The following is a 25,686-nucleotide window of genomic DNA, read 5'->3' as shown; positions in this document are numbered from 1 at the left end:
GCTGCAGCCCGGCGGCCGGCAGCAGCAGCGTGACGTGCCGGGCGGTGGAGAACGCCTTCGTGTAGACGGCCAGCGTCAGGGCGGTGAAGGCGGCGATGATCGCCAGGAGCGCGGCGCCGTGTCTCATCCGGCCAGCCTCACCGTCGTGGTCGTGCCCCAGATGGCCAGGCCGAGCAGGAGGTTGGCGACGTTGACCGTCACCAGCACCGCGCGCACGGCCCGCCCGACCGCCACCCCGACCCCGGCCGGCCCGCCGGTGGCGTGGAAGCCGTGGTAGCAGTGGATGAGGATCACCAGGACGGCGAAGACCATCGCCTTGCCGAAGGACCACAACACGTCGTAGGGCGACAGGAACAGCTCGAAGTAGTGGTCGTAGGTGCCCGTGGACTGGTCGTGCAGCACGGTCACGATCAGGCGGGTGGCGACGTAGGAGGCGAGCAGGCCGAGCACGTACAGGGGCATGACGGCGGCGAAGCCGGCGATCAGCCGCGTGGTGACCAGGAACGGCACCGGCGGGACCGCCATGACCTCCAGCGCGTCGACCTCCTCGCCGACCCGCATCGCGCCGAGCTGGGCGGTGAACCCGCAGCCCACGGTGGCCGACAGGCCGATGGCGGACACCAGCGGGGCGATCTCGCGGGTGTTGACGTAGCTGGACAGGAAGCCGGTGAAGGCCGAACCGCCGATGCGGTCGAGGCCGGTGTAGCCCTGCAGGCCGACCTCGGTGCCGGTGAAGAAGGTCATGAAGGCGACGATCGTCATCGTGCCGCCGATCACCGCCAGGCCGCCGCTGCCCAGCCCGACCTCGGCCAGCAGCCTGAGCACCTCGCGCCGGTGGCGCGCGCCGGCCGGGAGGGCCCTGATCGCCCTGGCGTAGAACTCGCCCTGCCGGTCGAGCGCCCTCATGACCGCACCAGCTCGTTGTGGACCGCGCTGATCAGGAAGTTCTCGGCGAACAGCAGCAGCGCGGCGAACACCACGGCCTGGTTGACCGCCTCGCCGACGCCCTTGGGGCCGCCCGCCGCGCCCAGCCCCTTGTACGCGGCGACGAGCCCCGTCGTGACCCCGAAGACCAGCGCCTTGCCCTCCGACACCCACAGGTCGGAGACCTCGGCTAGGGCGTTGAACGACTGCAGGTAGGCGCCGGGCGAGCCGCCCTGGACGACCACGTTGAACAGGTAGCCGGCGACCAGCCCGACCGTGACGACCAGGCCGTTGAGCAGCGGCGCCACCAGCGCGCACGCGGCGACCCTGGGCACGACGAGCCGGTGGAGCGGGTCGACCGCGAGCACCTCCATGGCGTCGATCTCGTCTCTGATCCGGCGGGCGCCGAGGTCGGCGCAGATCGCGCTGCCGGCCGCGCCCGCGATCATCAGCGCGGTCACCACCGGGCCCGCCTCGCGGACGATGCCGAGCACGGCGGTGGCCCCGGTGAAGGACTGGGCGCCGAACTGGCGGATCAGGTTGCCGGTCTGCATCGCGAGCACGGCCCCGAAGGGGATGGCGACCAGGGCGGTGGGCAGGGCGCTCACGCTGACGATGAACCACGCCTGCCGGACGAGCTCGCGCACCTGGAACGGCCGTCGCGCGGCGGCCCTGGCGGTGTCGAGCGACATGGCGACGAACCGCCCGACCTCCGCCGTCACCATGTGCGGCCGGTCGAACGCATGCGGTCACCGTCATGGGCCGCGTGGAAGTGCTTCTCGGTCGGATTCATGATCTAGGCGACGCCGTCCGCGTGCGCGGCGACCAGCCTGGGGTACTCCTCCAGCCAGTTGCGGCCGCGTTCGTCCACGAACGAGCCCTGCGGCGGGATCACGCCGTGGGCCGCCAGCCACCGGCCGGGCGGCTGCTGCGACCGGCGCAGCACGTTGCCGCTCGGCATGAGCTGCGGCGGGATCGGCGGCAGCCCGCCGGGGTCGTGGCCCATCCTGGCCTCGGCCTCCAGCTCGGAGACGTCCTTCTCCTCCGACATGCCGATCGGGCCGTGCCTGCGGGCGTTGAGGAACTGCCGCACCACCGGCTCGTCGCTGGACAGCAGCATCTCGCGCGGCCCGAACATGACCAGCTCGCGGCGGAACAGCAGCCCGATGTTGTCGGGGACCGTGCGGGCGGTGTTGATGTCGTGGGTGACGATCAGGAACGTGGCCTCGATGTCGGCGTTGATGTCGACGATCGTCTGGTTGAGGAAGGCGGTGCGGACCGGGTCGAGGCCGGAGTCGGGCTCGTCGAACAGGATGATCTCGGGGTCGAGCACCAGCGCCCTGGCCAGGCCGGCGCGTTTGCGCATGCCGCCGGAGATCTCGCCGGGCAGCTTGCCCTCGGCGCCGGCCAGCCCGACCAGGTCGATCTTGTCCATCACGATCCGGCGGATCTCGGCCTCGGTCTTCCTGGTGTGCTCGCGCAGCGGGAAGGCGATGTTGTCGTAGAGGTTGAGCGAGCCGAACAGGGCGCCGTCCTGGAACAGCACGCCGAACAGCCGGCGCAGCTCGTAGAGCTTGCGTTCGGGGCAGCTCGCCAGGTCGTGGCCGTCGATCCAGATGTGGCCGCGGTCGGGACGCAGCAGGCCGACCAGCGTCTTGAGGAAGACGGACTTGCCGGTGCCCGACGGGCCGAGCAGCACCGAGATCTCACCCGCGGGCAGCGTGAGCGAGACATCCTCCCAGATGACCTGCCGACCGAACGACTTGGTCAACCCCTCGACCACGACCTCGACGCCCACTGGCCACCTTCCCGATCACAGGGAGCACTCAGGGGATAACGTGCCGCACACTTTACTTCCAGGATGGACCCGCGGTGGCGGCGTTCCGAGGAACTGGAGCCGGTTCCAATAACTTGTTACCTGGTGCTGTCGGGTCCGGTAAGAGCGCGCAGGCTCGGGCGCAGCAGCCGGGCGATGCGCTCCGGCGGGGCGTCGCGCAGTTCGGGCAGTTCGAGCAGCTGGTGGCCGACGGTCACGCCGAGCAGGATCGTGGTCATCAGGGCCGCGCGCAGGCGGGCGTCCTCGCCGGGGATCGAGGCGGCGAGCCTGTCGACCTGCCGGGCGAGCGCCTCGCGGGCCGCCGTGCCCGCCTCGGGGTGGGTGAGCATCGAACGCATCATCGCCAGCGAGCCCTGGGGCAGCTCGCCCATCTTCACGTCGAGGGTGCCGAGCAGGTGCTCGACCAGCTCCTCGGGGGTGGCGGCGGCCTCGGGGGCGGGCGTGGCGCGCACGGCGGCCCTGAAGAGCTCCTGCTTGTTGCCGAAGTACTGCATGACCAGGGCCGGGTCGACCTCGGCGGACTTCGCGACCGCCCTGATGGTGGCGCGCTCGTAGCCGACTTCGGCGAACAGCGCCCTGGCCGCGTCGAGGATCCTTCCCTCGGTTCTGCGCCGCCGTTCGGCACGGGGAAGCACTCGCTCGCTCACGGTCCGACTCTACCTGTGTTGACCGTTCGCCCGGATTCGCTCTACGCTCGTTGAGTCAACGAGTGTTGAGCGAGATGTGAGGGGTTGTGGTCATGACCGTCGAGGAGATCGTCGGCGCCTTCCACGGCGCGATGCTGCGCAAGTCGGCCGACGAACTGGCCGACCTGTACGCGGAGGACGGCAGGCACGAGTTCCCGTTCGGCGGGCTGCCGCCGTACGAGGGGCGGGAGGCGGTGCGGGCGGGGTACCGGGCGTCCTGGGGCGCCTCCCCCGCCGTGCCGCAGCAGGTGGAGCGGGTCGCGTTGCACCGTACGGACGATCCCGAGGTGGTGGTCGTCGAGCAGAACGCGCACGTCAAGGTGGGTGAGCGGGCGATCACCGTCCCGGGGCTGCTGATGCTGCGGATCAGGGATGGCCGGATCGTCCACTGCAAGGACTTCATGGACGCGAGCGCCATCGCCAAGGTCCGCGAGGCCGCCCACGGGATCACTTCGGGGTGAGGTCGAGAACCGCGATGAGCCGCCGGTTGGCCGGGCGATGAGACGCGGAGGAGAATGTCCCGTTACATGCGAAAAGAGGCGGTCACACCCGGCACCAGGGTGTGTCCGCCTCTTCCGAAGAGCTGTGTGAAGTGGGAAGTTACTTCACGGTCACGGTGGCGCCGGCGCCCTCGAGGGCAGCCTTGGCCTTCTCCGCCTGCTCCTTGTTGACCTTGCCGTCGAAGACCGGCTTGGGAGCGCCGTCCACCAGGTCCTTGGCCTCCTTGAGGCCCAGGGACGTGAGGGCGCGGATCTCCTTGATGACCTGGATCTTCTTGTCGCCGGCGGCCTCGAGGATGACGTCGAACTCGTCCTGCTCCTCAACGGCGGCGGCCTCGCCACCGCCACCGGCGGCGGGGGCGGCGGCGACCGCGACGGGGGCGGCGGCCTTGACGTCGAAGACCTCTTCGAAGTTCTTCACGAACTCGGACAGCTCGAGGAGGGTCATCTCCTTGAACGCGTCGAGCAGCTCGTCGTTGCTGAGCTTCGCCATGATGCTTTTCCTTACGTTTAGGACTTGCAGAAAACTAGGAACGGGACCGCGGAAGTTGCGGCAACCCCCGTATTACTCGCCCGCTTCTTCGCGCTTGGCACGAAGGGCGTCGGCCAGCTGAGCCATCTGCGTGGGCAGCGCGGCGAAAACCGCGGCGGCAGCGCTCTGCTTCGCCTTGAGAGCACCGGCGAGCTTAGCGAGGAGGACCTCGCGGGACTCGAGGTCGGCGAGCTTGGTGATCTCGGTGGCGTCGAGCGTCTTACCGTCGAGCACACCACCCTTGATCACCAGAAGGGGATTGGCCTTGGCGAAGTCACGCAGACCCTTGGCCGCCTCGACAACGTCGCCGTTGACGAAGGCGATCGCGGTCGGGCCCGTGAGCAGGTCGTCGGGGAACGACAGACCGGCTTCGTTGGCCGCGATCTTGGTCAGGGTGTTCTTCGCCACGGCGAACTTCGCATTCTCACCAAGAGCAACGCGCAGCTGCTTGAGCTGAGCGACGGTGAGACCGCGGTACTCGGTCAGAACGGCGGCGCTGCTGCCTTCGAACTCGCTCTTGAGCTCGGCAACGGCTGTCGCCTTATCCGCCCTCGCCATGGGCCTCCTTCCAGGTGTGCCGCCGGCGAAGGCCCCTGGAAATGAGAACAGCCCCGGGCGCAGGGGCGCACGGGGCTCACATATGGAACTGCACCATATGGGAAACTCGCATCACACCTGCGCGGGCCGTCCACAGAACGTGGATCCTTCGGTCGCCAGGACTGATGCACCTGACGACGACCGGCGGTCTTCGGCAACGACCAGAGTACGTGCTGGTCGCCGAGTTTCCAAATCGGTTCTCAGTTGACGGTCGTCTTCGGCAGCTCACCGACCTGGTCCGCGGGCGGGGCCTCGACCTTCACGGGCTCGTTGAAGCCCTTGAACAGCAGGGTGGCGTCCAGCGTCGCGCCCTCCTTGGAGCCGTTCAGGGTGAGCTTGCGGGGCAGGCCGTCGCCGGCCACCCAGATGTCGAACTTGACGTCCTTGAGCTCGGCGAGGTTCGTCCTGGCCTGCTGCTGCTTGTCGGCGGGCAGCTGGCCGACGGCGGCGTCCACGGGGAACGTGCCGCTGTAGTGGGTGGTGTCCGCGCCGTTGACGCTCTCGGTGCCGACCTGCTTCACGTCCTTGGACACGGTGACCAGCTTGGTCACGTTGGCGAGGTCGAACTGCTGGATCTGGCTGAGGTACTGGTTGACCTGGTTCTGGTCGCCCACTTCGTTGAGCGCGACCTTGATCCACGGCTTGGTGGCGCCGACGAGCTGCTTGAGCGCCTCGACCTTCACATAGACGGTGTCGCCCTGCAGGACGGCGCGCACGCCGCCCGGCAGGTTCCGGCCGCCCATGTCGACGGTGTCGAGGGTCAGGTCGACGGCGAGCTGGGGCTTGCTCTGATAGAGCATGCGTCCCTGCACCTTGCCGTTGCCTTCTTGGGGGTGCGTCACGTTCGCGACGGCGTCCACCGTGTAGCTGGTGACCTCTGCGGTCTTCTGCGCGGCCTGCGCGAGCACCTCTGAGGCGGCCAGGTTGACCTGGATGGGCTGCACGTTCGTACCGCACCCGGCGACCGAGGCCGCGATGAGAGCAGCTCCGGCCACGGCGGTGGCGAGACTTATCCTGCGCTTCAGCATGTTTTGACCCTACGGTTGGCTTGTCCCATCGTGGCGACTTCCCCGCATAAATCGGGGAAAACCCAGGGTTCTCCCCCACAGGCTGTGCACGATTTCTGCACAACCCCGCTCACCTGGAGAGATCGTCCGGGCCGAAAAACCCGGACGAAACAGCTCCGCCCCAGTGCCTGGCGGCACCCGGACAAAGCGAAAGGCCCCCGCCTGAGACAGGCGGGGGCCTTTCGAAGAACGTGCGGCCGTTACGCGTCGAGCTCGGCGGTCAGGCCACGGGTGAGGTTGGGGTCGACGGGGACGCCGGGGCCCATGGTGGTGGAGAAGGTGACCTTCTTCAGGTAACGCCCCTTGGCCGCCGACGGCTTGAGACGCAGCACCTCGTCAAGGGCGGCGGCGTAGTTCTCGATGAGCTGACGCTCGGGGAACGACGTCTTGCCGATGATGAAGTGCAGGTTGGCCTGCCGGTCGGTGCGGAACTCGATCTTGCCGCCCTTGATCTCCGTCACGGCCTTGGCGACGTCGGGCGTCACGGTGCCGGTCTTGGGGTTGGGCATGAGACCGCGCGGGCCGAGCACGCGGCCCAGACGGCCGACCTTGCCCATGAGGTCAGGGGTGGCGACCACGGCGTCGAACTCATTGAGCCGGTTGCCCTTGGCGATCTCGTCGATCAGCTCGTCGGCGCCGACGATGTCGGCGCCCGCCTCGCGGGCTGCCTCGGCACGGTCACCGGTCGCGAAGACCAGGACCCGGGCGGTCTTACCGGTGCCGTGCGGGAGGTTGACCGTGCCGCGCACGATCTGGTCGGCCTTGCGAGGGTCGACACCCAGCCGCAGCGCCACTTCCACGGTGGCGTCGAACTTGGTGGTCGACGTCTCCTTGGCCAGCTTCGCGGCGTCGGCGGGCGTGTAGAGCTTGTCGCGGTCGACCTTGGCCGCCGCGTCCTTGTGCGCCTTGCTGCGCTTCATGTCTGTCTCCTTGTGGTACGCGGGCCGGGACCCGGCCCTCCCACGGATCTGGGAAAGGTCTTAGTCGGCGATCGTGATGCCCATCGACCGGGCGGTGCCGGCGATGATCTTCTCTGCAGCCTCGACGTCGTTGGCGTTGAGGTCGGGCATCTTGGTCTCGGCGATGCTGCGCAGCTGCTCGCGCGTCAGCCGGCCGACCTTGTCCTTGTGGGGGACGGCGCTGCCCTTGTCGAGACCCAGGGCCTTCTTGATCAGCTCAGGCGCCGGGGGCGTCTTCGTGATGAAGGTGAAGCTGCGGTCCTCGAAAATGGTGATCTCAACGGGGATGATGTTGCCCCGCTGGGACTCCGTGGCAGCGTTGTACTGCTTGACGAAGTCCATGATGTTGACGCCGTGGGGACCGAGGGCGGTACCGACCGGCGGAGCGGGCGTGGCCTGGCCAGCGGGGAGCTGGACCTTGACGAGCGCCGCGATCTTCTTCTTCGGAGGCATGAGTCCTTCTCCGGGTCCTGATCGTGATGCTGTCCGGACGCGGATGCGCCCGGACATGTCGGAAGGCCACCCTTCGCGAAAGGCGGCCGACCGAACGTCTAAGTGTAGGTGATCGTCTTAGATCTTCGAGACCTGGTTGAACGAGAGCTCGACCGGGGTCTCACGACCGAAGATCGAGACGAGCACCTTGAGCTTCTGCGACTCGGGGCTGATCTCGCTGACCGAGGCGGGCAGGGTGGCGAAGGGGCCGTCCATGACCGTGACGGACTCGCCGATCTCGAACTCGACCGTGGGGCCGCTGGCCGCCTTGGTGGTGGCCTTCTTGGCCTCCTCGGTCGGCTCGGGCGCCAGCAGCTTGGCGACCTCGTCGAGGCTGAGCGGGCTCGGCTTGTTGGACAGGCCGACGAAACCGGTCACGCCGGGCGTGTTGCGCACGGCGGCCCAGGACTCGTCGGTCAGCTCCATGCGCACCAGGACGTAGCCGGGCAGCACGCGCTCCTTGACCGGGACCTTCTTGCCGCTCTTGAACTCCTGGACGGTGTGCGTGGGCACCTCGACCTGGTAGATGTAGTCCTCCATGTTGAGCGACACGTTGCGGCTCTCGATGTTGGACTTCACGCGGTTCTCGTAGCCGGCGTAGGAGTGGATCACGTACCACTCGCCGGGGAGCCCGCGCAGGGAGCTCTTGAACTCCTCGACCGGGTCGACGTCGGGCAGGATCTCGGCCTCCGCGTCGGCGGGGGCCTCCTCCGACTCTTCGACCTCGTCGGTCTCGTCGGCCTCCTGGAGAGCCGCCTCGACGCCTTCGTCGCGAGCCTCACCCAGCTCGTCGCCCCATTCGTCGGTGGCCTCTCCCAGCTCGTCGTCGCCCCGCTCGTCGCGGGGTTCCTCGGCCGGAACAGAAGACTCGGACACGTGACCTTTCCTCATTTCCTCGAATCGAATGGTGTCGCCGTCAGCCGACACCACACGGTGTCGAGCTAGGCGGGATCACTCCCCGCCGAAGACGCGGAGGACGGCCCAGCCCAGAGCGGCGTCGAGCCCATAAACGATCGCCACCATGATCAGAACGAATACCAGAACGACCGTGGTGTAGGTGATGAGATCCTTGCGTGTCGGCCAGATGACCTTGCGGAGCTCGTTGACGACCTGCCGGTAGAAAAGGGCAGGTGAAGTGCGTGTCTTCTTCTCGCCACTGGGCTTGCCTGCGGTCTCGCCGCGCGTGTCGATCGCCACAGTCCTCACCTGAATCTGTCGTATCCAACGCAGTTTTGCGGCGCGCTTACACGCCATTATTGCGCGGACCGCACTCGCAGGGCACGAGGGACTCGAACCCCCAACCGCCGGTTTTGGAGACCGGTGCGCTACCAATTGCGCCAGTGCCCTATGTCGTCAACCACACTACCCTGATTGACTCACTGCCTGGACCGAACCGCTCGCCGACATGCGGCGGAAGGACCAGGCGAAAGCATACGGGGGATTGCCCGGTACGTCGAACCCAAACCTGATCGCCCAGGTCACGCCCGCGTGGGAGCATGGGAGGCATGTCCACGCGACCCCGTATCTCCGCAAGAATCTCCGCGATTTCCGAGTCCGCCACGCTCGCGGTGGACGCCAAGGCGAAGGCGATGAAGGCCGCCGGCCGCCCGGTCATCGGCTTCGGCGCCGGCGAGCCCGACTTCCCGACGCCCGGCTACATCGTCGAGGCGGCGGTCGAGGCGGCCCGCGACCCGCGCAACCACAAGTACACGCCGGCGGGCGGCCTTCCCGAGCTGAAGCAGGCCATCGCCGACAAGACGCGGCGCGACTCCGGCTACTCCGTCGAGCCGTCCCAGGTGCTCGTCACCAACGGCGGCAAGCAGGCCGTCTACGAGGCGTTCGCCACGCTGCTCGACCCGGGCGACGAGGTCATCGTGGTCGCCCCCTACTGGACGACCTACCCCGAGGCGATCAAGCTGGCCGGGGGCGTGCAGGTCGACGTGGTGACCGACGAGTCCACGGGCTACCTGGCCGGCGTCGAGCAGCTCGAAGCGGCCCGTACCGAGCGCACGAAGGTGCTGCTGTTCGTCTCGCCGTCCAACCCGACGGGCGCGGTCTACTCGCGCGAGGAGACCGTGGCGATCGGCCGGTGGGCGGCCGGGCACGGGCTGTGGGTGGTCACCGACGAGATCTACGAGCACCTGGTCTACGGCGGCGCCGAGTTCACCAGCATCGCCACGGCCGTGCCGGAGCTGGGCGACCGGGTCGTGATCCTCAACGGCGTGGCCAAGACGTACGCGATGACCGGCTGGCGGGTGGGCTGGCTGATCGGCCCGTCCGACGTGGTCAAGGCCGCCGCCAACCTGCAGTCGCACGCCACCTCCAACGTGGCCAACGTGTCGCAGAGGGCCGCGCTGGCCGCGGTCTCCGGCGACCTGTCGGCCGTGGCGGAGATGCGGTCGGCCTTCGACCGGCGGCGCCAGACCATGGTGCGGATGCTCAACGAGATCCCGGGCGTGTTCTGCCCGGAGCCGAAGGGGGCGTTCTACGCGTACCCGTCGGTCAAGGAGCTGCTGGGCAAGGAGCTGCGCGGCCGGCGGCCCGGGTCTTCGGCGGAGCTGGCCGAGCTGATCCTGGAGGAGGCCGAGGTGGCGGTCGTGCCGGGCGAGGCGTTCGGCACCCCCGGCTACTTCCGGCTGTCCTACGCCCTCGGTGACGACGATCTGGTCGAGGGCGTCAGCCGGATGGCCAAGCTGCTGTCCGAGGCTCACTGAGCGGCTTACGGGGCGCCCCCGCCGGCCTTCCGGGGCCGCGGCGGGGCGCCTGACGCCAGCTCGGGAAGCGGCTCGGGGAAGCGGCTCGGGGAAGCGGCTCAGGAGGCGGCGGGTCTGACGGCGGCGGCGGTCTGGCGGAGCTGGGCGGTCATGCCGGGCGTGGCGGCGAGGTAGACGGCCGTGCCGGGGCTCTCCAGCCACATGAAGTTGCGCAGGCCGTCGCGGCTCGTCCAGCGCAGCGCGGGTTTGCCGCGGTAGGCGGTCAGGGTCGAGCGGGCCACCAGCGTGGCGAACTGCTCGGCCGTCCGCACGCCGCACACCACGCCCACCCGTAGTTGCTCGTCCTCGTCGTCGCGCCACGTCACGCCCCTGACCGTGAGCCGCCTGGCGAGCGCGCCCAGGCGGCCGAAGGTGCCGGAACGGGCCAGGGGCGGGGGCGCGCCGGGGATCTCCAGCCTGGTCGATCCGCAGGCCAGCGTGACGGGTTTCCCGGTCGCCGGCTCGCTCGCCGACGGCGGCGGCGGGGTGGTGCTGGGCGGTCGCGGCGTGTCGCCGCCGCACCCGCCCGTGCCCGCGGCCAGCGCGAACGTGATGAACACCGCTGCCGGGCGCCGCATCGTCCCCCCATGACTCGTGGGATCAACCAGGGAAAAGGCTCCTAGTCTCCTACAGGAGCGCGGGCCGAGGCGGCAATAGCCAGCAGCTCGCCGCCGAGTGAGTCGCTCACCCGGATCCAGGCGCCCGTGCCGGGGCGTTCCAGCCAGGCGATCACCCTGCCGCCGCGCGGATGCGCGCCCACGACCGCGGGCCGGCCCCTGATCGTGGTCTCGCGGGGGTCCAGCACGTCGGCGTGCGCGCGGTAGGCGTCCCAGTCGGCGGCCACCGTGCCGTGCTCGACCTGGGCCTCCACGTAGCGCTTCGCGGTGCCGTACCTGGCCCGGACGCCGTCGGGGGCGATCGGGCCGCCGCCGCTGCGGCGCAGGCCGCGGGGCAGGTAGGTGAGCCAGAGGTCGTCGGAGACGACCGCGAGCGGGAGCTCGGGCCGCGCCGCCGCCGCGCCGGGGCGGGACGGCGCCTTCAGGGGCGGCGGGGGCACGTACGACGAGCCCGCAGAAGGCGGGTGCGGACGGCCGAAACCCGAATGGAACAGGGCATAGATGGCGAGAGCGGTCACCGCGAACGCCAGGCCGGCGAGCAGCGCGCGCCGGCCCTGCCCCGCGACGCCGGCACCCTCAGGGATCATGGACGGTTGATCCCCCGATCCGGCCGATCTCTACCGTGCCGATGCCGGACCCGCAGCCTCGGGCGACATGCGAATCCGCACCTGGGGCCAGTGGCAAAATATGGAAATGCACCGGCCCCTGCACACGCTGCCCAAAGCCCATCTCCACCTGCACTTCACCGGCTCCATGCGGCACTCGACGCTGATCGAGCTGGCCAGGGAGCAGGGGCTGCACCTGCCCGACGCGCTGGAGCAGGACTGGCCGCCGCGGCTGCGGGCCACCGACGAGCGCGGCTGGTTCAGGTTCCAGCGGCTGTACGACATCGCCAGGTCCGTGCTGAGCCGTCCCGAGCACGTCTACCGGCTGCTGCGCGAGACGGCCGAGGACGAGGCGGCGGCCGGTTCCCGGTGGCTGGAGATCCAGGTGGACCCGTCCGGGTTCGCCGCGCGGTTCGGCGGGCTCACGGCCACGCTGGAGCTGATGCTCGACGCGGCGCGGCAGGCCGCCGAGCACGCCGGGGTGCACATGCCGGTGATCGTGGCGGCCAACAGGACCAGGCATCCGCTCGACGCGAACACCCTGGCCAGGCTCGCCACCCAGTACGCCGACCGGGGCGTGGTGGGCTTCGGCCTGTCCAACGACGAGCGGCGCGGCGCGGCGCGCGACTTCGAGCGGGCCTTCCGCATCGCCAAGCGCGGCGGGCTGCTGGCCGTGCCGCACGGCGGCGAGCTGCTCGGGCCGCGCAGCGTGAGCCAGTGCATCGACGACCTGGGCGCCGACCGGGTCGGGCACGGCGTGCGGGCGGCCGAGGATCCGTGGCTGATGCAGCGGCTGGCCGACCGGCAGATCTGCTGCGAGGTGTGCCCGACGTCCAATGTGGGGCTGGGCGTGGCCGAGCGGGCGGCGGACGTGCCGCTGCGGCGGCTGTTCGACGCCGGGGTGCCGATCGCGCTGGGCGCCGACGACCCGCTGCTGTTCGGCACCCGGCTGCTGCGCCAGTACGAGCTGGCCAGGGAGGTCTACGAGTTCTCCGACGCCGAGATCGCCGAGCTGGCCCGGCAGTCGATCCGGTCCTCGACCGCGCCGGAGGCGGTGCGCAAGGAGCTGCTCAAGGGCGTGGACGACTGGCTGACCGGCTCACCGGAGTGACCCGGCGATCCGCACCGCCCGTTCCCTGGTGCCCGCGCCCTCCAGGCGGTAGGTGAGCGCGTCCCGCTGCCAGACGAGGGTGGGGGCGGCCTGGCGCAGGGGGATCTCGGTGCCGTCCTGGCGGCGGATGTAGCCGAGCGGGTGCGCGCCGGGGATCCACCAGGCCGTGGTCCCGGCCATCTCGACGTAGTCGGGCCAGGGCGGGCCGAGCTTCTTGAAGAAGAACGGGTCCACGCCGCCCTGGAACTGGTCGAGCCGGACGCCGTCCGGCCAGAACATCGACACCAGCCGGCCCTGGTCGGCGACGGTGGCGCGGGCGGGGGGCCCGAGCTCGGCCGGGGTTCTGACCTGGAACCTCACCAGGCCGGGCAGGTCGTCCGGGGCCACCGGGTGCTCGCCGGGGAGGTTCGCGGTGGTCCGTACCGGGGTGGGTGGCGTGTCACCGAGCTGCAGCTCGACGCCGGCCAGGCGGAGGACCCGGGCCACGGCGGCGCGGCCCTGGGGGGTGGCGGCCGTGACGGCGACGACGGCCAGCACGACGGCCGCCACGATCCGCCACCGAGCCCGCCGAGTCCGCCGTGTCGGCCGTGTCGGCCGCCCGCGCTTCTGAGGCTGGAGCTCCAGGCGGGCCCGGACGGCGGCGGCGACGTCGTCCGGCGGCGGGGACGGGGTGTCGAGGAGGGGGCCGAGGGCGGTCAGTTCGGCTTCCAGGTCGTCGAAGGGGTCATGCGAGTTCACCGCCCACCTCCTCCCTCAGCCGGGCCAGCCCCCGATGGGTGCTGGACTTGACGGTACCGACCGGCCAGCCGAGCACCTGGGCCGTCTCGGCCTCCGACAGTTGCAGGAAGTACCGGCACACGACCGCCTGGCGTTCCCGCTCGGGCAGGCCGCGCACGGCCGCCAGCAGCCGGGCCCGCCGGTCGGTGGCGACGGCCGCGCCCGCCGGGTCGTCGGGGGCCACCGGACCTGCCGGGTCGGCGGCGGTGAGCCGTACGGCCAGGTCGGAGCGGCGCCCGCGGGCCCGGGTCAGGTTGTGCGTCTCGTTGGCCACGATCCGCAGCAACCAGGGACGGAAGGGCGCGTCCCGCCGGAACTTGGGCAGATGGCGGAAAGCCTTGACAAACGCCTCCTGCACGACGTCCTCGGCCTCGTCGCCCGCGCCGAGCATGGCGGCGGTGCGATGGGCGAGCGCGCTGTACCTGGCGACCAGGACCTCGTAGGCCCCCAGGTCACCGTCGAGCGAGCGGGTGATCGCCTCGTCGTCGTCCATGGCGTGTCAGATTCCATCGCATCCGCCCGCGCCCGGGGAAGGGTGTTTCACGCATCAGGTCATCCTCAGGGGCATTAGACTCGTGCAATCCGTCTGCCCCTCAAAGGAACGGGACTATGTCTTCTGGGTATGACCGTGTAGTGCAACCGGCGGCCGGTGACGAGGCCCTGGAGAACCACCTGGGTGGGGACGAGGCCAAGAACTATCGGCAGTACGAGTTCGACATGGTCGCCCCGCACGTCGGCCGTTCGATGCTGGAGATCGGCTCCGGGCTGGGCCACTTCGCCGAGCAGTTCCTGCCGCGGCTCGACCGCCTGGTCGTCAGCGACTTCGACCCCTACTGCGTCGAGCAGCTGGAGAAGCGCTTCGAGGGTCGCGACGACATCGACGTCCTGCAGTTCGGCCTGCCGACCGAGATCCCGCTGAAGGACAAGGTCGACACCGTCGTCATGATGAACGTGCTGGAGCACATCGAGGACGACGCCGAGGCGCTGCGCTCGCTGGCCCGCGTCACGCTGCCCGGCGGCCGGATCATCATCTGGGTGCCCGGCTACATGCAGCTTTACGGAGACTTCGACCGCAAGGTCGGGCACGTCCAGCGCTACACGCCCAAGACCCTGCGCGCCACGGTGGCCAAGGCTGGGCTCGACATCGACGTGCTCAAGCCGATCAACTTCCTGGGCGGCATCGCCTGGTGGGCGGCGGTCCGGCGGGGCGGCGTGGGCTACCCCGACCCGCGCCTGGTCAAGATCTACGACCGCACGGTGGTCCCGGCCACGCGGCTGATCGAGCGGTTCATCACCCCGCCGTTCGGCCAGACGGTGTTCTGCGTGGCCCGCGTCCCGCAGAAGTAGCCCGCAGCAGTAGCCCGCAGGCAGTGGGCCCGGCCGCCACCCGGTGGGTTGGTGGCGGCCGGACGTCTTCTACTTGATCGAGCCGGCGGTCAGTCCGCCGACGACCTTCCGCTCGATCAGCGCGAACAGGATGATCACCGGGATGGTGGCGATCACCGAGCCCGCGAAGAGGTTCTGCCAGTCCACCTGGTACTGGCCGATGAACGAGTTCAGCGCGACCGTGAGCGGCTGGTTGGCCGGGGTCGTGGTCAGGGTCAGGGCGACCACGAACTCGTTCCACGCCGCGATGAACGTGAAGATCAGCGCGGTGATCACGCCCGGCATGGCCAGCGGCAGCGTGATCCGGAACAGCGCGCCGAAGCGGCCGTTGCCGTCGATGAAGGCGGCCTCCTCCAGCTCACGCGGGATCGAGGCGAAGTAGGCGTTCAGGATCCACACCGCGAACGCCAGGTTGAACCCGCCGTTGACCAGGATCAGCGACCAGATCGAGTCCACCAGGCCGAACTGGTAGAACTCGCGGTAGATGCCGACGAGCATGGCCGTGGGCTGGAACATCTGGGTGATCAGCACCAGGATCAGGAACGCCGTGCGCCCCCGGAACTTGTGCCGGGCCGAGTAGTACGCGGCCGGCAGCGCCACGAGCAGCACCAGGATCGTCGAGCCGCCGGCGACCTTGAGCGTCACCCACAGGTTCCCGGCCAGGCCGCTGGTCCAGAAGTTGGCGAGGTTCGACCACACCCACTCGTCGGGCCAGAACGTCACCTCGCGCAGCGAGTCCTGCGACCGCAGCGAGGTCAGCAGCATGACGAGGTACGGGAACAGGAAGACGAACGCGACGAGGTAGGCCGCGGCCGCCACGATCACGGTCTTGAGCCTGGGCATGCGGCGCTGCGCCCGTCCGCGGTGGCCGGGCTGGTGGCGCGTACCGGCCTTGGACATGGTCTGCACGGCCATCACGCCACCTCCTTGTTCCAGCGCGACACCTTCAGGAAGATCGCGGTCAGCACGATCACCATGCCGAAGTTCACGACGGACATCGCGGCCGACTCACCGATGTTCGAGCCCTTGAGGATGAACATGAGGATGGTCGAGGTGGCCGTCGAGTAGCCCGGCTGGCCGTGGGTCATCGCCCAGATGATCGGGAAGCTGTTGAAGACGTTCATCACGTTGATCAGCGCGGCGACGGTGAGCGCGGGGCGCAGCAGCGGCAGCGTGATCGACCAGTACGTCCTGAGCTTGGTGGCGCCGTCCATCTTGGCCGCCTCATAGACGTCGGCGGGGATGGTCGCGAGCCCGGCCAGCAGCGCGTACGTCGTGAACGGCACCGAGACGAAGACCGCCACGAACACCAGCCACGGCATCGCGCTGGAGGCGTCGCCGAGCTGGTCGGCGGAGGCGCCGCCCATCGCGTCGATGAACCCGAGCTTGACCCTGATCTGGTTGATCACGCCGACCTCGGGGTCGAGCATCCATTTGAAGATGATCGCCGTCATCAGCACCGAGGCCGCCCAGGGCGCGATGAGCGCCCAGCGGGCGATCTTGCGGCCGGGGAAGCGCTGGTTGAACAGCTGGGCGAGGGCGAGCGAGATCAGCACGGTGAGCGCGACGACCGCGACCACCCAGATCACGCTGCGGATCATGATGTCGGCGAAGTCCTTCTCACCGAACAGCTTCGTGTAGTTGTCCGGGAAGTTGTTTCCCTGGACCACTCCGAACCGGCTGATCTTGAGGAACGACGACCGGATCATCTCGATCACGGGCCAGAGCACGACCAGCGCGATCAGCACCACGGCCGGCCCGATCCAGGCCAGGGGTTCGAGGGCGCGCAACCTTCTCATGAGGAACCTTCCATGACGGTGGAGCCGGCGCGGGGACGCGACCCGCGCGCCGGCTCCACAGACACCCGCTGGATCAGCTGGCTTCGGCGGTCTTCTGCAGCTCGCCGAGGACCTTGGCCGGGTCGTCCTTGACGGCGCCGCCGATGGTCTGCTTGATCGCCGGGTTCACCTCGGCCCACTTCGGGTCCTGGAACGGGTAGAAGCTGGCGTTGGGCAGCGCGTCCAGGAAGGGCTTGAGCTTCTCGTCACCCGACAGCTTCTGGATGCCGCCGTTGGTGACGGGCAGCAGTTTGTAGGTGTCGGAGATCTTCTGCGCCGCGTTGCCGGTGTAGAAGAAGTCGAAGAACTTCTTGATCTCGGCGGCGTGGCCGTTCTTGTTGAACGCCATGATCCAGTCCATGACGCCGAGGGTGGTGTCGAGCGGGCCGGACTTGCCGGGGATCGCCGTGACGCCGTAGTTCTTCAGGCCGGCCGCGTCGAAGATCGGGATGGACATGGGTCCGCCGTTGACCATGCCGACCTTGCCCGCGCCGAAGTCCTCCCAGACCGTCTTGCGGTCCTTGGTGCCCGGGTTCGGGGTGGTGAGGCCGGCGTCGACCAGGCCCTTCATGTAGGTGAAGGTCTCGACGTTCTGCGGGGAGTTGATGGCCCACTTGCCGGAGGCGTCCTTGTAGCCGCCGCCGTTGCCCAGCATCCACAGGAACGACTCGCCCTGAGCCTCTTCCTGGCCCAGCGGGAGGCCGAACGGCTGGCTCACGCCGGCCTTCTTCAGCTTCTCGGCGGCGGCCTTGAGCTCGTCCCAGGTCTTGGGCGGCTCGGCGATGCCGGCCTTGGTGAACAGGTCCTTGTTGTAGAACAGCGCGCGGGCGGAGGAGACGAACGGGATGCCGTAGCCGGTGCCGTCCACCTTGCCGAAGTCGGCGAACTTCTGCAGCATGTCGCCGGAGACGTTCGGGGACAGGACCTCGTCGACCTTGTAGAGCAGGCCGTCCTTGACGAAGCCGGAGTAGTCGCCGGTCTGCAGGATGTCGGGCACCTGTCCGTTCTGGACCATGGTGGCGACCTGCTTGTCGATGTCGTTCCAGTTGATGACCTGGACGTCGACCTTGATGTTGGGGTTGGCCGCCTGGAACTCGTCCACGACGCCCTTCCAGAACGTCTCGCCCGAGTTCGGCTTACCGGGGCCGTCGCCGTAGTCGGCGGCGACCATCTTGAGGGTGACCTGGCCGCCGCCCGAGGCCTGGGTGTTGTTCCCGCCGCCACCCGAACCGCCGTCGGAGCCGCAGCTGGACAGGACCAGCATCGTGGCAAGGCCGAGAGCGGCGCCGCCCACAAGCTTCATGTTCACTGGTGATACCGCCTTCTCGTCGGACGGGCCGCTGGTCCGTACCAGCCACCTGACCCCGTCCAAAGGGATGAGGGGTGCGAGAGCCACAGCTCAACGCGTTTGCGCCAGAGTAAGCCCGTGTTCAGCAGCCGGTCTATACCGGCTGGTATCGGTTTGAAAACACTCAGGGCAGAAAAAGCTCACAACCGGTCTAGACCGGGCGTCACAGGATCTTTCTCCGCACGTTCTCGCCGCCGTCCGGCGTGCCGATCCACGGGCCCTCGATGGACGGGTCGAGGATGCCCTCCTCCAGGAACTCGTAGCGGCCGTCGAGCACGTACCGGGCCAGGCGCGCGTCCTGCTCGTCGCTGTTGTCCCAGAGCTCGTCGAACAGCGTGCGGACGCGGCGCCGGGCCTGGCGGCAGAAGGTGTCGGCCAGCTCGTACGGCCTGCGCCCGAGGTCGTCGGCGTCCTCCTCGGCCTTCACGCAGACGGCCGTCATGGCGAACAGCTCGGCCCCGATGTCGACGATCCGCCCGAGGAAGGACTGCTTGTGCTCCAGCCTCCCCTGCCAGCGGGACATGCCGTAGAAGGTGGACCGGGCCAGCTTCCTGCTGGTCCGCTCCACGAACCGCAGGTGCTGGGCCAGCGGGCCGAAGGCGGTGTAGCCCGTGGGCAGGCTACCCGAGCCGGCCACCAGGGTCGGCAGCCACCCGGCGTAGAAGCGGCTCGCCCGGCCGAGCGCGCGGGCACGTTCCTGAGGGGACGCCTCGGGGTTGATCAGCTCGCCGGCCGCGGTCAGGTGCGCGTCCACGGCCTCGCGGGTGATCATCAGGCGCATGATCTCGGAGGAGCCCTCGAAGATGCGGTTGATGCGGGAGTCGCGCAGCATCTGCTCGGCGGGCACGCCGCGCTCGCCGCGGGCGGCCAGCGACTCGGCGGTCTCGTAGCCGCGGCCGCCCCTGATCTGGACCAGTTCGTCCAGCGCCCGGTACGACAGCTCGGTGGCGTACAGCTTGGCGAGGGCAGCCTCGATCCTGATGTCGTTGCGCCGGTCGTCGGCCAGGCGGGCGGTGAGCTCGCTGACGGCCTCCAGCGCGTACGCGGTGGCCGCGATGAAGGCGATCTTGGTCGCCACGGCCTCGTGCCGGCCGACCTTGCGACCCCACTGCTCGCGGGCGTTGCCCCACTCGCGGGCGATCTTCACGGCCCACTTGACGCTGCCCGCGCAGGTCGCCGGGAGGGACAGCCGGCCGGTGTTGAGGGTGGTGAGCGCGATTCGCAGCCCTTGGCCCTCCTTCCCGATCAGGTTCTTGGCCGGCACCCTGACCTGGGAGAGCTCGGTGACGCCGTTCTCGATGCCGCGCAGGCCCATGAAGCTGTTGCGACGCCTGACCGTGATGCCCGGACTGTTCCCCTCGACCACGAACGCGCTGATCTTCTCGCCGGTCCTGGCCATGACCACCAGCAGGTCGGCGACGACGCCGTTCGTCGTCCAGAGCTTGACGCCGTTCAGCACGTAGTCGTCGCCGTCGCGCACGGCGGTCGTGGACAGGCGGGCGGGGTCGGAGCCCACGTCCGGCTCGGTGAGCAGGAAGGCGGAGATCTCACCGGCCGCGCACCTGGGCAGGAACTCCCGCTTCTGCTCCTCGGTGCCGAACTGCTTGAGCGGCTGCGGCACGCCGATCGACTGGTGCGCCGACAGCAGCGTGGCCAGCGCGGGGCAGTAGGAGCCGACCAGCGTGAGGGTGCGGCAGTAGTACAGGTAGGGCAGGCCGAGGCCGCCGTACTCGGTGCCGATCGTGATGCCGAACGCCCCGAGGGCGGCCAGGCCCTTGACCACCTCGTCCGGCACCTGCGCGGTGCGCTCGATGAGGGCCGGGTCGACCTGGGTCTCCAGGAAGCGCCGCACCGCCCGGACGAACTCCTCGCCCCGCTCGGCGGCCTCGGCCGGCAGCCCGGGCGCCGGATGCACCAGGTCCAGCCGGAGATCGCCGAGGAACAGCTGCTTGGCGAAGCTGGGGAGCCTCCATTCCCGCTCCCTGGCCTGCTCGCCGACCTGCCTGCTCTCCGCGTACGTGGTCTGCTCAGTCATGGCACCCTCCCGACGGTGCGCCGTCATGTGCTGGGAGTACTGCCCGCCTGAGCGCTTTAAGCACGCCCAGCGCGACGACGGCCAGCACGGCCGGCACCGCCAGGAAGGCGCCGCAGCACGCCAGCGCGACCGCCGACATGCCGGTCGCCACGACGGCGGTGACCCGCAGCCGTCCGGCGGGCAGCACCCGCACCGCCGCCGCCACGCCCGCCGCCGTGACGGCCGCCAGGCACGCCGAGGTGGCCCGCATCAGCAGGTCCAGGTCCACCGCCCACACCACGACCGGCACCGTCAGCACGGCCAGCGCCCCGAGGCTCCGGTACGGCGACCGTCCCCCGGCGAGCCAGGCGGGCATGGCCCCGTCCCTGGCCAGCGCCACCCCCAGCCGCGCCGCCCCCGCCAGGTACGTGTTGACCGCCCCGAACGTCAGCAGCACCGCCAGCACCCCGGTCACCGGCCGCGCCACTCCCCCGAGGCCGGCCTCCAGCAGCGCGCTCAGCGGCACGCCCGGCATGTCCGCGCCGAGCACGCCGACCGAGGTGACGCTGACGCCCAGGTACAGCAGGCCGACCACGACGAGGGTGACCACGGTGGCCCTGGTCAGGCCGTGCCTCCCGCGCCTCCCGCGCCTCCCTACGGCGAACTCGGCCGACAGGTGGCTGGCCGCCTCCCAGCCCACGAAGGCGAACATGAGCACCCCGGCCGCGCCGGCCACCCCGGCGAGCCCGTACGGGGCGAAGGGGGTGAAGTGGTCGAGGTCGGCCCGCGGGGCGGCGGTGACCACGGCGACCGCCAGCAGGGCGACGAGCAGCGCGACGGAGACGAGCTGCAACCGCCCCGAGGTACGCAGCCCGGCGGCGTTGGCGGCGAACGCCGCGGCCAGGATCAGCACGCCGGCCAGGGTGCCGTCCACGCCCAGGCACGCCTCGACGTACCGGCCGCCCACGAGCGCGCCCGCCACGGTCCCGACCGGCACGGCCCCGTAGAACCACCAGCCGACCACGGCGGCGGCCCGCGGCCCGAAGGCCAGCCCCACGAAGCTCGCCACCCCGCCCCCGCCGGGATGCCGGACGCCGAGCGCCGCGAACGTCAGCGCCACCGGCACGCTCAGCGCGAGCAGCCCCGCCCAGGCCAGCACGGAGGCCGGCCCCGCCGCCGCGGCGGCCAGTTGCGGCAGCACCAGCATCCCCGGCCCCAGCACCGCGCCCACCAGCAACGCCGCGCCCTGCCCCACACCCATCCGGCCCTGTTCAGTCATGCCCGCGAAAGTAGCCCGATCGTTCGGCCCCAACCCGGCTCCGCCGAACGTTCGATCGGAGAAAGGAGCAGAATCGCGTCATGGACGAACTTGATTCGGCGATCATCCGCCTGCTCCAAACGGATGCGCGGCAGTCCAACCGGGAGCTGGCCCGCCGGCTCGGCATCGCCCCCTCGACCTGCCTGGAACGGGTCAGGGCGCTCACCCGGCGCGGCGTGATCCGCGGCTACCACGCCGACATCGACCCCGCCGCGCTCAACCGGAGCACGCAGGCGATGGTCTCGGTCCAGGTCCGCCCGCTGAGCCGGGCCGTGATCAACGCCTTCAAGCAGTCGGCCGCCGAGCTGCCCGAGGTGCTGAGCGTGTTCGTGCTGGCCGGCGGCGACGACTTCCTGCTGCACGTCGCGGTCCAGGACCTCGACCACCTCCACTCCTTCCTGCTCGACCGGCTCAGCAAGCGCAAGGAGATCGTCGGCTTCCGCACCTCGGTGATCTTCCAGCAGGTGCACGACGCGGTGCCGGAACGGCTGCCGTCCCCCTCGGAGACCTGACTTTCGTCGGGGGCGGCACTAGACCGTCGGCAGATTCGGCGGTGGGGGCGGTCTCCGTACGTTTGCCTGCATGAGCTTGAAGATCGCCCTCGCCGGGCTGGCCGCGGCCCTGACCCTCACCCCCGCCGCGGCCCCGGCCCTCGCCTCGGCCCCCGCCGAGCCGACCCCCGCCGCCGTGGACGCCTACCTGCGCGAGGCGCTGGAGGCCACCGGCGTGCCGGGCCTGTCCGTCGTGGTGACCCGCGGCGACAAGGTCGTGCACGCCGCCGGGTACGGAGAGGACTCCGAAGGGCGTCCGGTCACCGCGGCCACGCCGATGCGGGTGGCCTCGGTGAGCAAGTCGTTCACCGCGATGGCCGTGATGACCCTGGTGGAGCAGGGGAAGATCGCGCTGGACGAGCCGGTGGCCGGGCAGCTGCCCGGTTTCCGGATGGCCGACCCGCGCCACACCGAGATCACCGTGCGCCAGTTGCTGAACCAGACCTCCGGGCTGTCCGACAGCTCGCTGGACATCGGCGACCTGGAGTCCGCGAGCTCGCTGGCCGACTACACCGCCCGCCTGGCCGAGGGCCGTCTGGCCGCCGACCCGGGCAGCCGGTACGCCTACTGCAACGTCAACTACGACCTGGCCGCCCGCCTGGTCGAGACCGCGAGCGGCCGCCCGTTCGACGCCTACATGAAGGACCGCGTCTTCGGCCCGCTCGGCATGACCGGCAGCGCCGTGAGCGCCCAGGCCGTCCGGCCGGCGGACGGATTCGTCTCGGTCTACGGCATGTGGCTGCCCCGGCCGGAGGCGTCCGGGTTCCTCGACGGCAGCGGCTCGGGCGCGGTCATCACCACCGCCGCGGACATGGGCAAGTGGCTGATCGCCCAGAACGACGCCGGCCGCCCGCTGGTCAAGAAGCAGAGCCTGGAGGCCATGCACAAGCCCGGCGTGCACGGCTACGGCATGGGCTGGAGCCTGGAGGAGGAGTCCGGCCTGCTGGTGCACTTCGGCAACCTGTTCACCTACAACGCCGTCGAGGCCGTCTCGCCGAAGACCGGCTACGGCTTCGCCGTCATGACCAACGGCGCCTCGCTCTACGACCCGACCTACGACATCATGCGGGGCCTGGCCGCGATGAGCGAGGGCCGCGCGTCGGCGACCCTGGGCGGCGACCGGCAGCTCTACGACCTGGTGCTGGGGCTGCTCGCCGTCGTGGCGGCCGGCCTCGGGGTCATGGGCGTGCTGCGGGCGCGGCGGTGGGCGTCCCGGCGGTCGGGGCGGCCGTGGTGGCGGATCGCCCTGCGGCTGGTGCCGGTGCTGCTGCCGGTCCTGCTGTTCGCGTTCTACCCGAACTGGGTCTCCGTACTGCTCAACGGGCGGTACGTGACCTGGGAGCAGCTCACCTACTTCCCGGCGTCGTTGTCGATCACCCTGCTCGCCGCGGCTCTCGCCGGGCTCTCGACCGCCGTCGTCCGAATTTGTGTACTGTGTAAGCTTACCAAGTAAGCAAATTCGAGGAGTACCCGATGATCGCGGTCGCCGTCACCGTCCCGCTCGTGTGGCTCGCCTGGCTCGTCCTCACCGACTGGGTGCCCATGTTCCCGCTCAACGACCTCAACGGCGCGAACGTCAGAGGCCGGGCCCTGGCCGCCGCGATCAACTACCCGTTCCCGCTGCTCATCGCGGCCGGCATCGCGCTGCACCGCACGTGGTCGCTCATCGCCGCGACCGTCCTGTGCGTCCTGGTCGTGGCCGGGCACGTGCGGAGCTGGTGGCTGCCCTACTTCGGCCCGGCCACGGCCGAGCAGCGCGAGCTCTACCGGCGCGAGTACAGCCGCACCTGGAAGGTCCTGCCCGCCGCGGGCCACGACGTGGTCATCGACGTCCAGCACATGGTGGTGGGCGTGCTGTCCCTGCTCATGCTGGCGGCCACGATCGTCGTTACGCTGACCGCATGACTCAGGCACCCAGGCGGGCGGGGCGTCCGGCCGTGCTCACCGTCGAGCGCATCGTGGCCGCGGCCGTCGGCATCCTCGACGCCGAGGGCCACGACGCGCTGACCATGCGCCGCCTGGGCGCCGACCTCGGAGTGGCCGCCATGTCGCTCTACCGCCACGTGCCCAACCGGGACGCGCTCGTGTCCCTGGTCGTCGACCGGCTGTTCACCGCGGCCATGGCCGGTTACACGCCGGTCCCCGACTGGCCGCGGGCGCTGACCGGGTTCGCCGTGGCCTACCGCCGCTTCCTGCTCGCCCATCCGCGCGCCGTCCCGCTGCTGGCCACCCACCCGGTGGACGTACGGCTCGGCACCGAGCTGATCTCCGGCCTGCTGGCCCGGTTCGAGGCGGCGGGCGTGCCGTCCGGCGACACCGTCAACGCGGTGCAGTCGGTGGCCGTCTACGTGCTCGGCCACGCCCTGGCCCAGGTCGGCTCGACCGCCGAGACCCACGACCCGGACGCGCTGCGCTTCTACGACCAGTGGTTCGACGCGGGCCTGCGGGCCATGGTGTCGGGCTTCGAGCAGCAGCTCGCGGCGCCGCGTTAATTCGGTTGCCCGGCGTCACGGACAGGCCGTAGCTTGTCGGACATGCGCCTTTACCTGTGACAGCAGCCACCTCAGTCCATCGTCCGACAGACGCGGCCACGCTGTGCTCGTCGACGCCCGGCCCTCACCGAGCCGCGTCCTGAGTTCGCGTAAAGGAGCTTCGCATGCGAGTTCGCTCAGCCAAGAAGAAGACCGCCACGCCCGTGCCGCCCCGGCAACTGCCCAAGATGCCGCAGCGCCCGGTCGTGCCGCCCCGGCGGATCATCCCGCCCAAGGGCCGCGAGACAACTACCGGGATGGTAGTTAGCGAGCGCCGCCTCCCCTCTTACGCCCGGGAGGCGGCGCTCACCCTTTTCCGGTCCGGTTCCGCTAGAGCCGCTCGATGATGGTGACGTTGGCCTGGCCGCCGCCCTCGCACATCGTCTGCAGGCCGTAGCGGCCGCCCGTGCGCTCCAGCTCGTGCAGCAGCTTGGTCATCAGGATCGCTCCCGTGCCGCCCAGCGGGTGGCCGAGCGCGATGGCGCCGCCGTTGGGGTTGACCTTGGCCGGGTCGGCGTCCAGCTCCTTGATCCAGGCCAGCGGCACCGGGGCGAACGCCTCGTTGATCTCCACGACGTCGATCTCGTCGATCGACATGCCCGCCTTGCGCAGCGCCCGCTGCGTGGCCGGGATCGGCGCGGTCAGCATGTAGACCGGGTCGTCGCCCATGAGCGCGAGCTGGTGGATGCGGGCCCGCGGGGTCAGGTTGTGCTCGCGCACGGCCTGCTCGGAGGCGATCAGCACGGCGCCGGAGCCGTCGGAGATCTGCGAGGAGGTGGCGGCGGTGATCCGGCCGCCCTCCTTGAGGGTCTTGAGCCCGGCCATCTTCTCCAGCGTCGTGTCGGGCCGCGGGCCCTCGTCGTCCTCGACGCCGTTGATCGGGGCGATCTGGTCCTTGAAGTAGCCGTTCGCGACGGCCTTGGCGGCCCGCTGGTGGGACTCGTAGGCGAACTGCTCCAGCACGTCGCGCTGGAGGCCCCACTTCTCGCACATCAGCTCGGCGCCGCGGAACTGCGAGATCTCCTGCTTGCCGTAGCGCTCGACCCACTTGTCGCCGAACGGGAACGGCATGCCCTTCTCCAGCGCGGCGGTGATCGACGCGCCCATCGGGACGATGCTCATCGACTCCACGCCCGCGGCCACCACCACCCCAGCAGGCGGACCATCGCGGCGTCGTCGGCGAGAAACAATCCGCTGTAGACCAGGACGCCGATGTCCTGGGACGCGGCGGTGAACAGACGTC

At 70.0% G+C, this 25,686-nt stretch carries 28 protein-coding genes, 1 tRNA gene and 1 pseudogene; 8 read left to right on the top strand and 22 right to left on the bottom strand.

Features of this window, described 5'->3' with window-relative positions; translation table 11 throughout:
- Nucleotides 1-123 precede the first annotated feature (123 nt).
- From ACWCSD_RS20140 to ACWCSD_RS20125, 4 genes are all read right to left on the bottom strand, one after another.
- A complete protein-coding gene (locus ACWCSD_RS20140; protein WP_449916776.1) occupies nucleotides 124-906 on the bottom strand; it encodes an MlaE family ABC transporter permease in 783 nt (260 codons plus the stop codon).
- Nucleotides 903-1,649 (bottom strand): MlaE family ABC transporter permease, encoded by a 747-nt coding sequence (locus ACWCSD_RS20135; RefSeq protein ID WP_387660460.1) that lies wholly within the window; start codon nucleotides 1,647-1,649, stop codon nucleotides 903-905. The genes ACWCSD_RS20140 and ACWCSD_RS20135 overlap by 4 nt, the downstream gene beginning before the upstream one ends.
- A gap of 71 nt (nucleotides 1,650-1,720) precedes the next feature.
- A complete protein-coding gene (locus ACWCSD_RS20130; RefSeq protein ID WP_397153945.1) occupies nucleotides 1,721-2,722 on the bottom strand; it encodes an ABC transporter ATP-binding protein in 1,002 nt (333 codons plus the stop codon).
- A 116-nt stretch (nucleotides 2,723-2,838) separates the two neighbouring features.
- Nucleotides 2,839-3,408 (bottom strand): TetR/AcrR family transcriptional regulator, encoded by a 570-nt coding sequence (locus tag ACWCSD_RS20125; RefSeq protein WP_449916771.1) that lies wholly within the window; start codon nucleotides 3,406-3,408, stop codon nucleotides 2,839-2,841.
- Between the two features lie 92 nt (nucleotides 3,409-3,500).
- Between ACWCSD_RS20125 and ACWCSD_RS20120 the strand changes: the two genes are divergently transcribed.
- Nucleotides 3,501-3,908: a nuclear transport factor 2 family protein gene (locus ACWCSD_RS20120; RefSeq protein ID WP_449916769.1), complete on the top strand. Its 408-nt coding sequence runs from the start codon at nucleotides 3,501-3,503 to the stop codon at nucleotides 3,906-3,908.
- A 139-nt stretch (nucleotides 3,909-4,047) separates the two neighbouring features.
- Here the strand turns inward: ACWCSD_RS20120 and rplL are convergent, their stop codons facing one another.
- The 8 genes from rplL to ACWCSD_RS20080 form a co-directional block, all read right to left on the bottom strand.
- Entirely contained in the window at nucleotides 4,048-4,440 is a 393-nt protein-coding gene (gene rplL / locus ACWCSD_RS20115; protein ID WP_357967396.1) for a 50S ribosomal protein L7/L12, read from the bottom strand.
- Nucleotides 4,441-4,512: 72 nt separating this feature from the next.
- Entirely contained in the window at nucleotides 4,513-5,037 is a 525-nt protein-coding gene (rplJ, locus tag ACWCSD_RS20110) for a 50S ribosomal protein L10 (RefSeq protein ID WP_125642941.1), read from the bottom strand.
- Between the two features lie 239 nt (nucleotides 5,038-5,276).
- On the bottom strand, nucleotides 5,277-6,104 hold the full coding sequence (locus ACWCSD_RS20105) for a LolA-like protein (protein ID WP_352325430.1): 828 nt from the start codon (nucleotides 6,102-6,104) through the stop codon (nucleotides 5,277-5,279).
- A gap of 239 nt (nucleotides 6,105-6,343) precedes the next feature.
- Nucleotides 6,344-7,063 carry a 50S ribosomal protein L1 gene (gene rplA, locus ACWCSD_RS20100; RefSeq protein WP_352325431.1) on the bottom strand — a complete coding sequence of 240 codons (720 nt, stop codon included), beginning with the start codon at nucleotides 7,061-7,063 and terminating at the stop codon, nucleotides 6,344-6,346.
- Between the two features lie 60 nt (nucleotides 7,064-7,123).
- Nucleotides 7,124-7,555, bottom strand: coding sequence for a 50S ribosomal protein L11 (rplK, locus tag ACWCSD_RS20095; RefSeq protein ID WP_125642947.1), 432 nt, complete (start codon nucleotides 7,553-7,555; stop codon nucleotides 7,124-7,126).
- A 117-nt stretch (nucleotides 7,556-7,672) separates the two neighbouring features.
- A complete protein-coding gene (nusG, locus tag ACWCSD_RS20090; protein WP_397153953.1) occupies nucleotides 7,673-8,485 on the bottom strand; it encodes a transcription termination/antitermination protein NusG in 813 nt (270 codons plus the stop codon).
- A gap of 60 nt (nucleotides 8,486-8,545) precedes the next feature.
- Nucleotides 8,546-8,791, bottom strand: a complete 246-nt coding sequence (secE, locus tag ACWCSD_RS20085) for a preprotein translocase subunit SecE (RefSeq protein ID WP_125642950.1) — start codon at nucleotides 8,789-8,791, stop codon at nucleotides 8,546-8,548.
- Between the two features lie 77 nt (nucleotides 8,792-8,868).
- Nucleotides 8,869-8,941: transfer RNA gene (locus ACWCSD_RS20080), tRNA-Trp, on the bottom strand.
- A 158-nt stretch (nucleotides 8,942-9,099) separates the two neighbouring features.
- Between ACWCSD_RS20080 and ACWCSD_RS20075 the strand changes: the two genes are divergently transcribed.
- Nucleotides 9,100-10,308: a pyridoxal phosphate-dependent aminotransferase gene (locus ACWCSD_RS20075; protein ID WP_397153955.1), complete on the top strand. Its 1,209-nt coding sequence runs from the start codon at nucleotides 9,100-9,102 to the stop codon at nucleotides 10,306-10,308.
- Between the two features lie 98 nt (nucleotides 10,309-10,406).
- Here the strand turns inward: ACWCSD_RS20075 and ACWCSD_RS20070 are convergent, their stop codons facing one another.
- Together ACWCSD_RS20070 and ACWCSD_RS20065 are read right to left on the bottom strand one after the other, a co-directional pair.
- Nucleotides 10,407-10,925, bottom strand: a complete 519-nt coding sequence (locus tag ACWCSD_RS20070) for a hypothetical protein (protein WP_449916762.1) — start codon at nucleotides 10,923-10,925, stop codon at nucleotides 10,407-10,409.
- 41 nt (nucleotides 10,926-10,966) lie between these two features.
- Nucleotides 10,967-11,551 carry a hypothetical protein gene (locus tag ACWCSD_RS20065; protein WP_449916760.1) on the bottom strand — a complete coding sequence of 195 codons (585 nt, stop codon included), beginning with the start codon at nucleotides 11,549-11,551 and terminating at the stop codon, nucleotides 10,967-10,969.
- A 106-nt stretch (nucleotides 11,552-11,657) separates the two neighbouring features.
- Here ACWCSD_RS20065 and ACWCSD_RS20060 point away from each other — a divergent pair, with 106 nt between their 5' ends.
- Complete coding sequence (locus ACWCSD_RS20060) at nucleotides 11,658-12,680, top strand: adenosine deaminase (RefSeq protein ID WP_358289143.1); 1,023 nt, start codon at nucleotides 11,658-11,660, stop codon at nucleotides 12,678-12,680.
- Here the strand turns inward: ACWCSD_RS20060 and ACWCSD_RS20055 are convergent.
- Nucleotides 12,669-13,418 (bottom strand): hypothetical protein, encoded by a 750-nt coding sequence (locus tag ACWCSD_RS20055; RefSeq protein WP_449916757.1) that lies wholly within the window; start codon nucleotides 13,416-13,418, stop codon nucleotides 12,669-12,671. The two genes, ACWCSD_RS20060 and ACWCSD_RS20055, sit on opposite strands and share 12 nt — an antisense overlap.
- Entirely contained in the window at nucleotides 13,405-13,950 is a 546-nt protein-coding gene (locus tag ACWCSD_RS20050; RefSeq protein ID WP_352355329.1) for an RNA polymerase sigma factor, read from the bottom strand. The genes ACWCSD_RS20055 and ACWCSD_RS20050 overlap by 14 nt, the downstream gene beginning before the upstream one ends.
- 116 nt (nucleotides 13,951-14,066) lie before the next feature.
- Here ACWCSD_RS20050 and ACWCSD_RS20045 point away from each other — a divergent pair, with 116 nt between their 5' ends.
- Complete coding sequence (locus tag ACWCSD_RS20045) at nucleotides 14,067-14,804, top strand: class I SAM-dependent methyltransferase (RefSeq protein WP_352355331.1); 738 nt, start codon at nucleotides 14,067-14,069, stop codon at nucleotides 14,802-14,804.
- Between the two features lie 69 nt (nucleotides 14,805-14,873).
- Here the strand turns inward: ACWCSD_RS20045 and ACWCSD_RS20040 are convergent, their stop codons facing one another.
- From ACWCSD_RS20040 to ACWCSD_RS20020, 5 genes are all read right to left on the bottom strand, one after another.
- Nucleotides 14,874-15,758: a carbohydrate ABC transporter permease gene (locus tag ACWCSD_RS20040; protein ID WP_358289153.1), complete on the bottom strand. Its 885-nt coding sequence runs from the start codon at nucleotides 15,756-15,758 to the stop codon at nucleotides 14,874-14,876.
- Complete coding sequence (locus ACWCSD_RS20035) at nucleotides 15,758-16,642, bottom strand: carbohydrate ABC transporter permease (protein ID WP_387679205.1); 885 nt, start codon at nucleotides 16,640-16,642, stop codon at nucleotides 15,758-15,760. The genes ACWCSD_RS20040 and ACWCSD_RS20035 overlap by 1 nt, the downstream gene beginning before the upstream one ends.
- 73 nt (nucleotides 16,643-16,715) lie before the next feature.
- Complete coding sequence (locus ACWCSD_RS20030; RefSeq protein ID WP_387679208.1) at nucleotides 16,716-17,984, bottom strand: extracellular solute-binding protein; 1,269 nt, start codon at nucleotides 17,982-17,984, stop codon at nucleotides 16,716-16,718.
- A 208-nt stretch (nucleotides 17,985-18,192) separates the two neighbouring features.
- Nucleotides 18,193-20,064 carry an acyl-CoA dehydrogenase family protein gene (locus ACWCSD_RS20025; protein ID WP_397153969.1) on the bottom strand — a complete coding sequence of 624 codons (1,872 nt, stop codon included), beginning with the start codon at nucleotides 20,062-20,064 and terminating at the stop codon, nucleotides 18,193-18,195.
- Nucleotides 20,057-21,322 carry an APC family permease gene (locus tag ACWCSD_RS20020; RefSeq protein WP_449916750.1) on the bottom strand — a complete coding sequence of 422 codons (1,266 nt, stop codon included), beginning with the start codon at nucleotides 21,320-21,322 and terminating at the stop codon, nucleotides 20,057-20,059. The genes ACWCSD_RS20025 and ACWCSD_RS20020 overlap by 8 nt, the downstream gene beginning before the upstream one ends.
- Before the next feature lie 80 nt (nucleotides 21,323-21,402).
- Between ACWCSD_RS20020 and ACWCSD_RS20015 the strand changes: the two genes are divergently transcribed.
- From ACWCSD_RS20015 to ACWCSD_RS20000, 4 genes are all read left to right on the top strand, one after another.
- Entirely contained in the window at nucleotides 21,403-21,873 is a 471-nt protein-coding gene (locus tag ACWCSD_RS20015) for an Lrp/AsnC family transcriptional regulator (RefSeq protein WP_449916747.1), read from the top strand.
- A 70-nt stretch (nucleotides 21,874-21,943) separates the two neighbouring features.
- Nucleotides 21,944-23,365, top strand: coding sequence for a serine hydrolase domain-containing protein (locus tag ACWCSD_RS20010; RefSeq protein WP_449916744.1), 1,422 nt, complete (start codon nucleotides 21,944-21,946; stop codon nucleotides 23,363-23,365).
- Between the two features lie 20 nt (nucleotides 23,366-23,385).
- On the top strand, nucleotides 23,386-23,817 hold the full coding sequence (locus tag ACWCSD_RS20005) for a hypothetical protein (protein ID WP_449916741.1): 432 nt from the start codon (nucleotides 23,386-23,388) through the stop codon (nucleotides 23,815-23,817).
- Nucleotides 23,814-24,404, top strand: a complete 591-nt coding sequence (locus ACWCSD_RS20000) for a TetR/AcrR family transcriptional regulator C-terminal domain-containing protein (RefSeq protein WP_449916739.1) — start codon at nucleotides 23,814-23,816, stop codon at nucleotides 24,402-24,404. The genes ACWCSD_RS20005 and ACWCSD_RS20000 overlap by 4 nt, the downstream gene beginning before the upstream one ends.
- 369 nt (nucleotides 24,405-24,773) lie before the next feature.
- Here the strand turns inward: ACWCSD_RS20000 and ACWCSD_RS19995 are convergent.
- Nucleotides 24,774-25,592: pseudogene (locus tag ACWCSD_RS19995) on the bottom strand (acetyl-CoA C-acyltransferase); the annotation flags it as partial.
- Nucleotides 25,593-25,686 lie beyond the last annotated feature (94 nt).

It is taken from the genome of Nonomuraea sp. NPDC001684, assembly GCF_053596515.1.
This window is presented reverse-complemented; position numbering and strand designations above follow the sequence as displayed.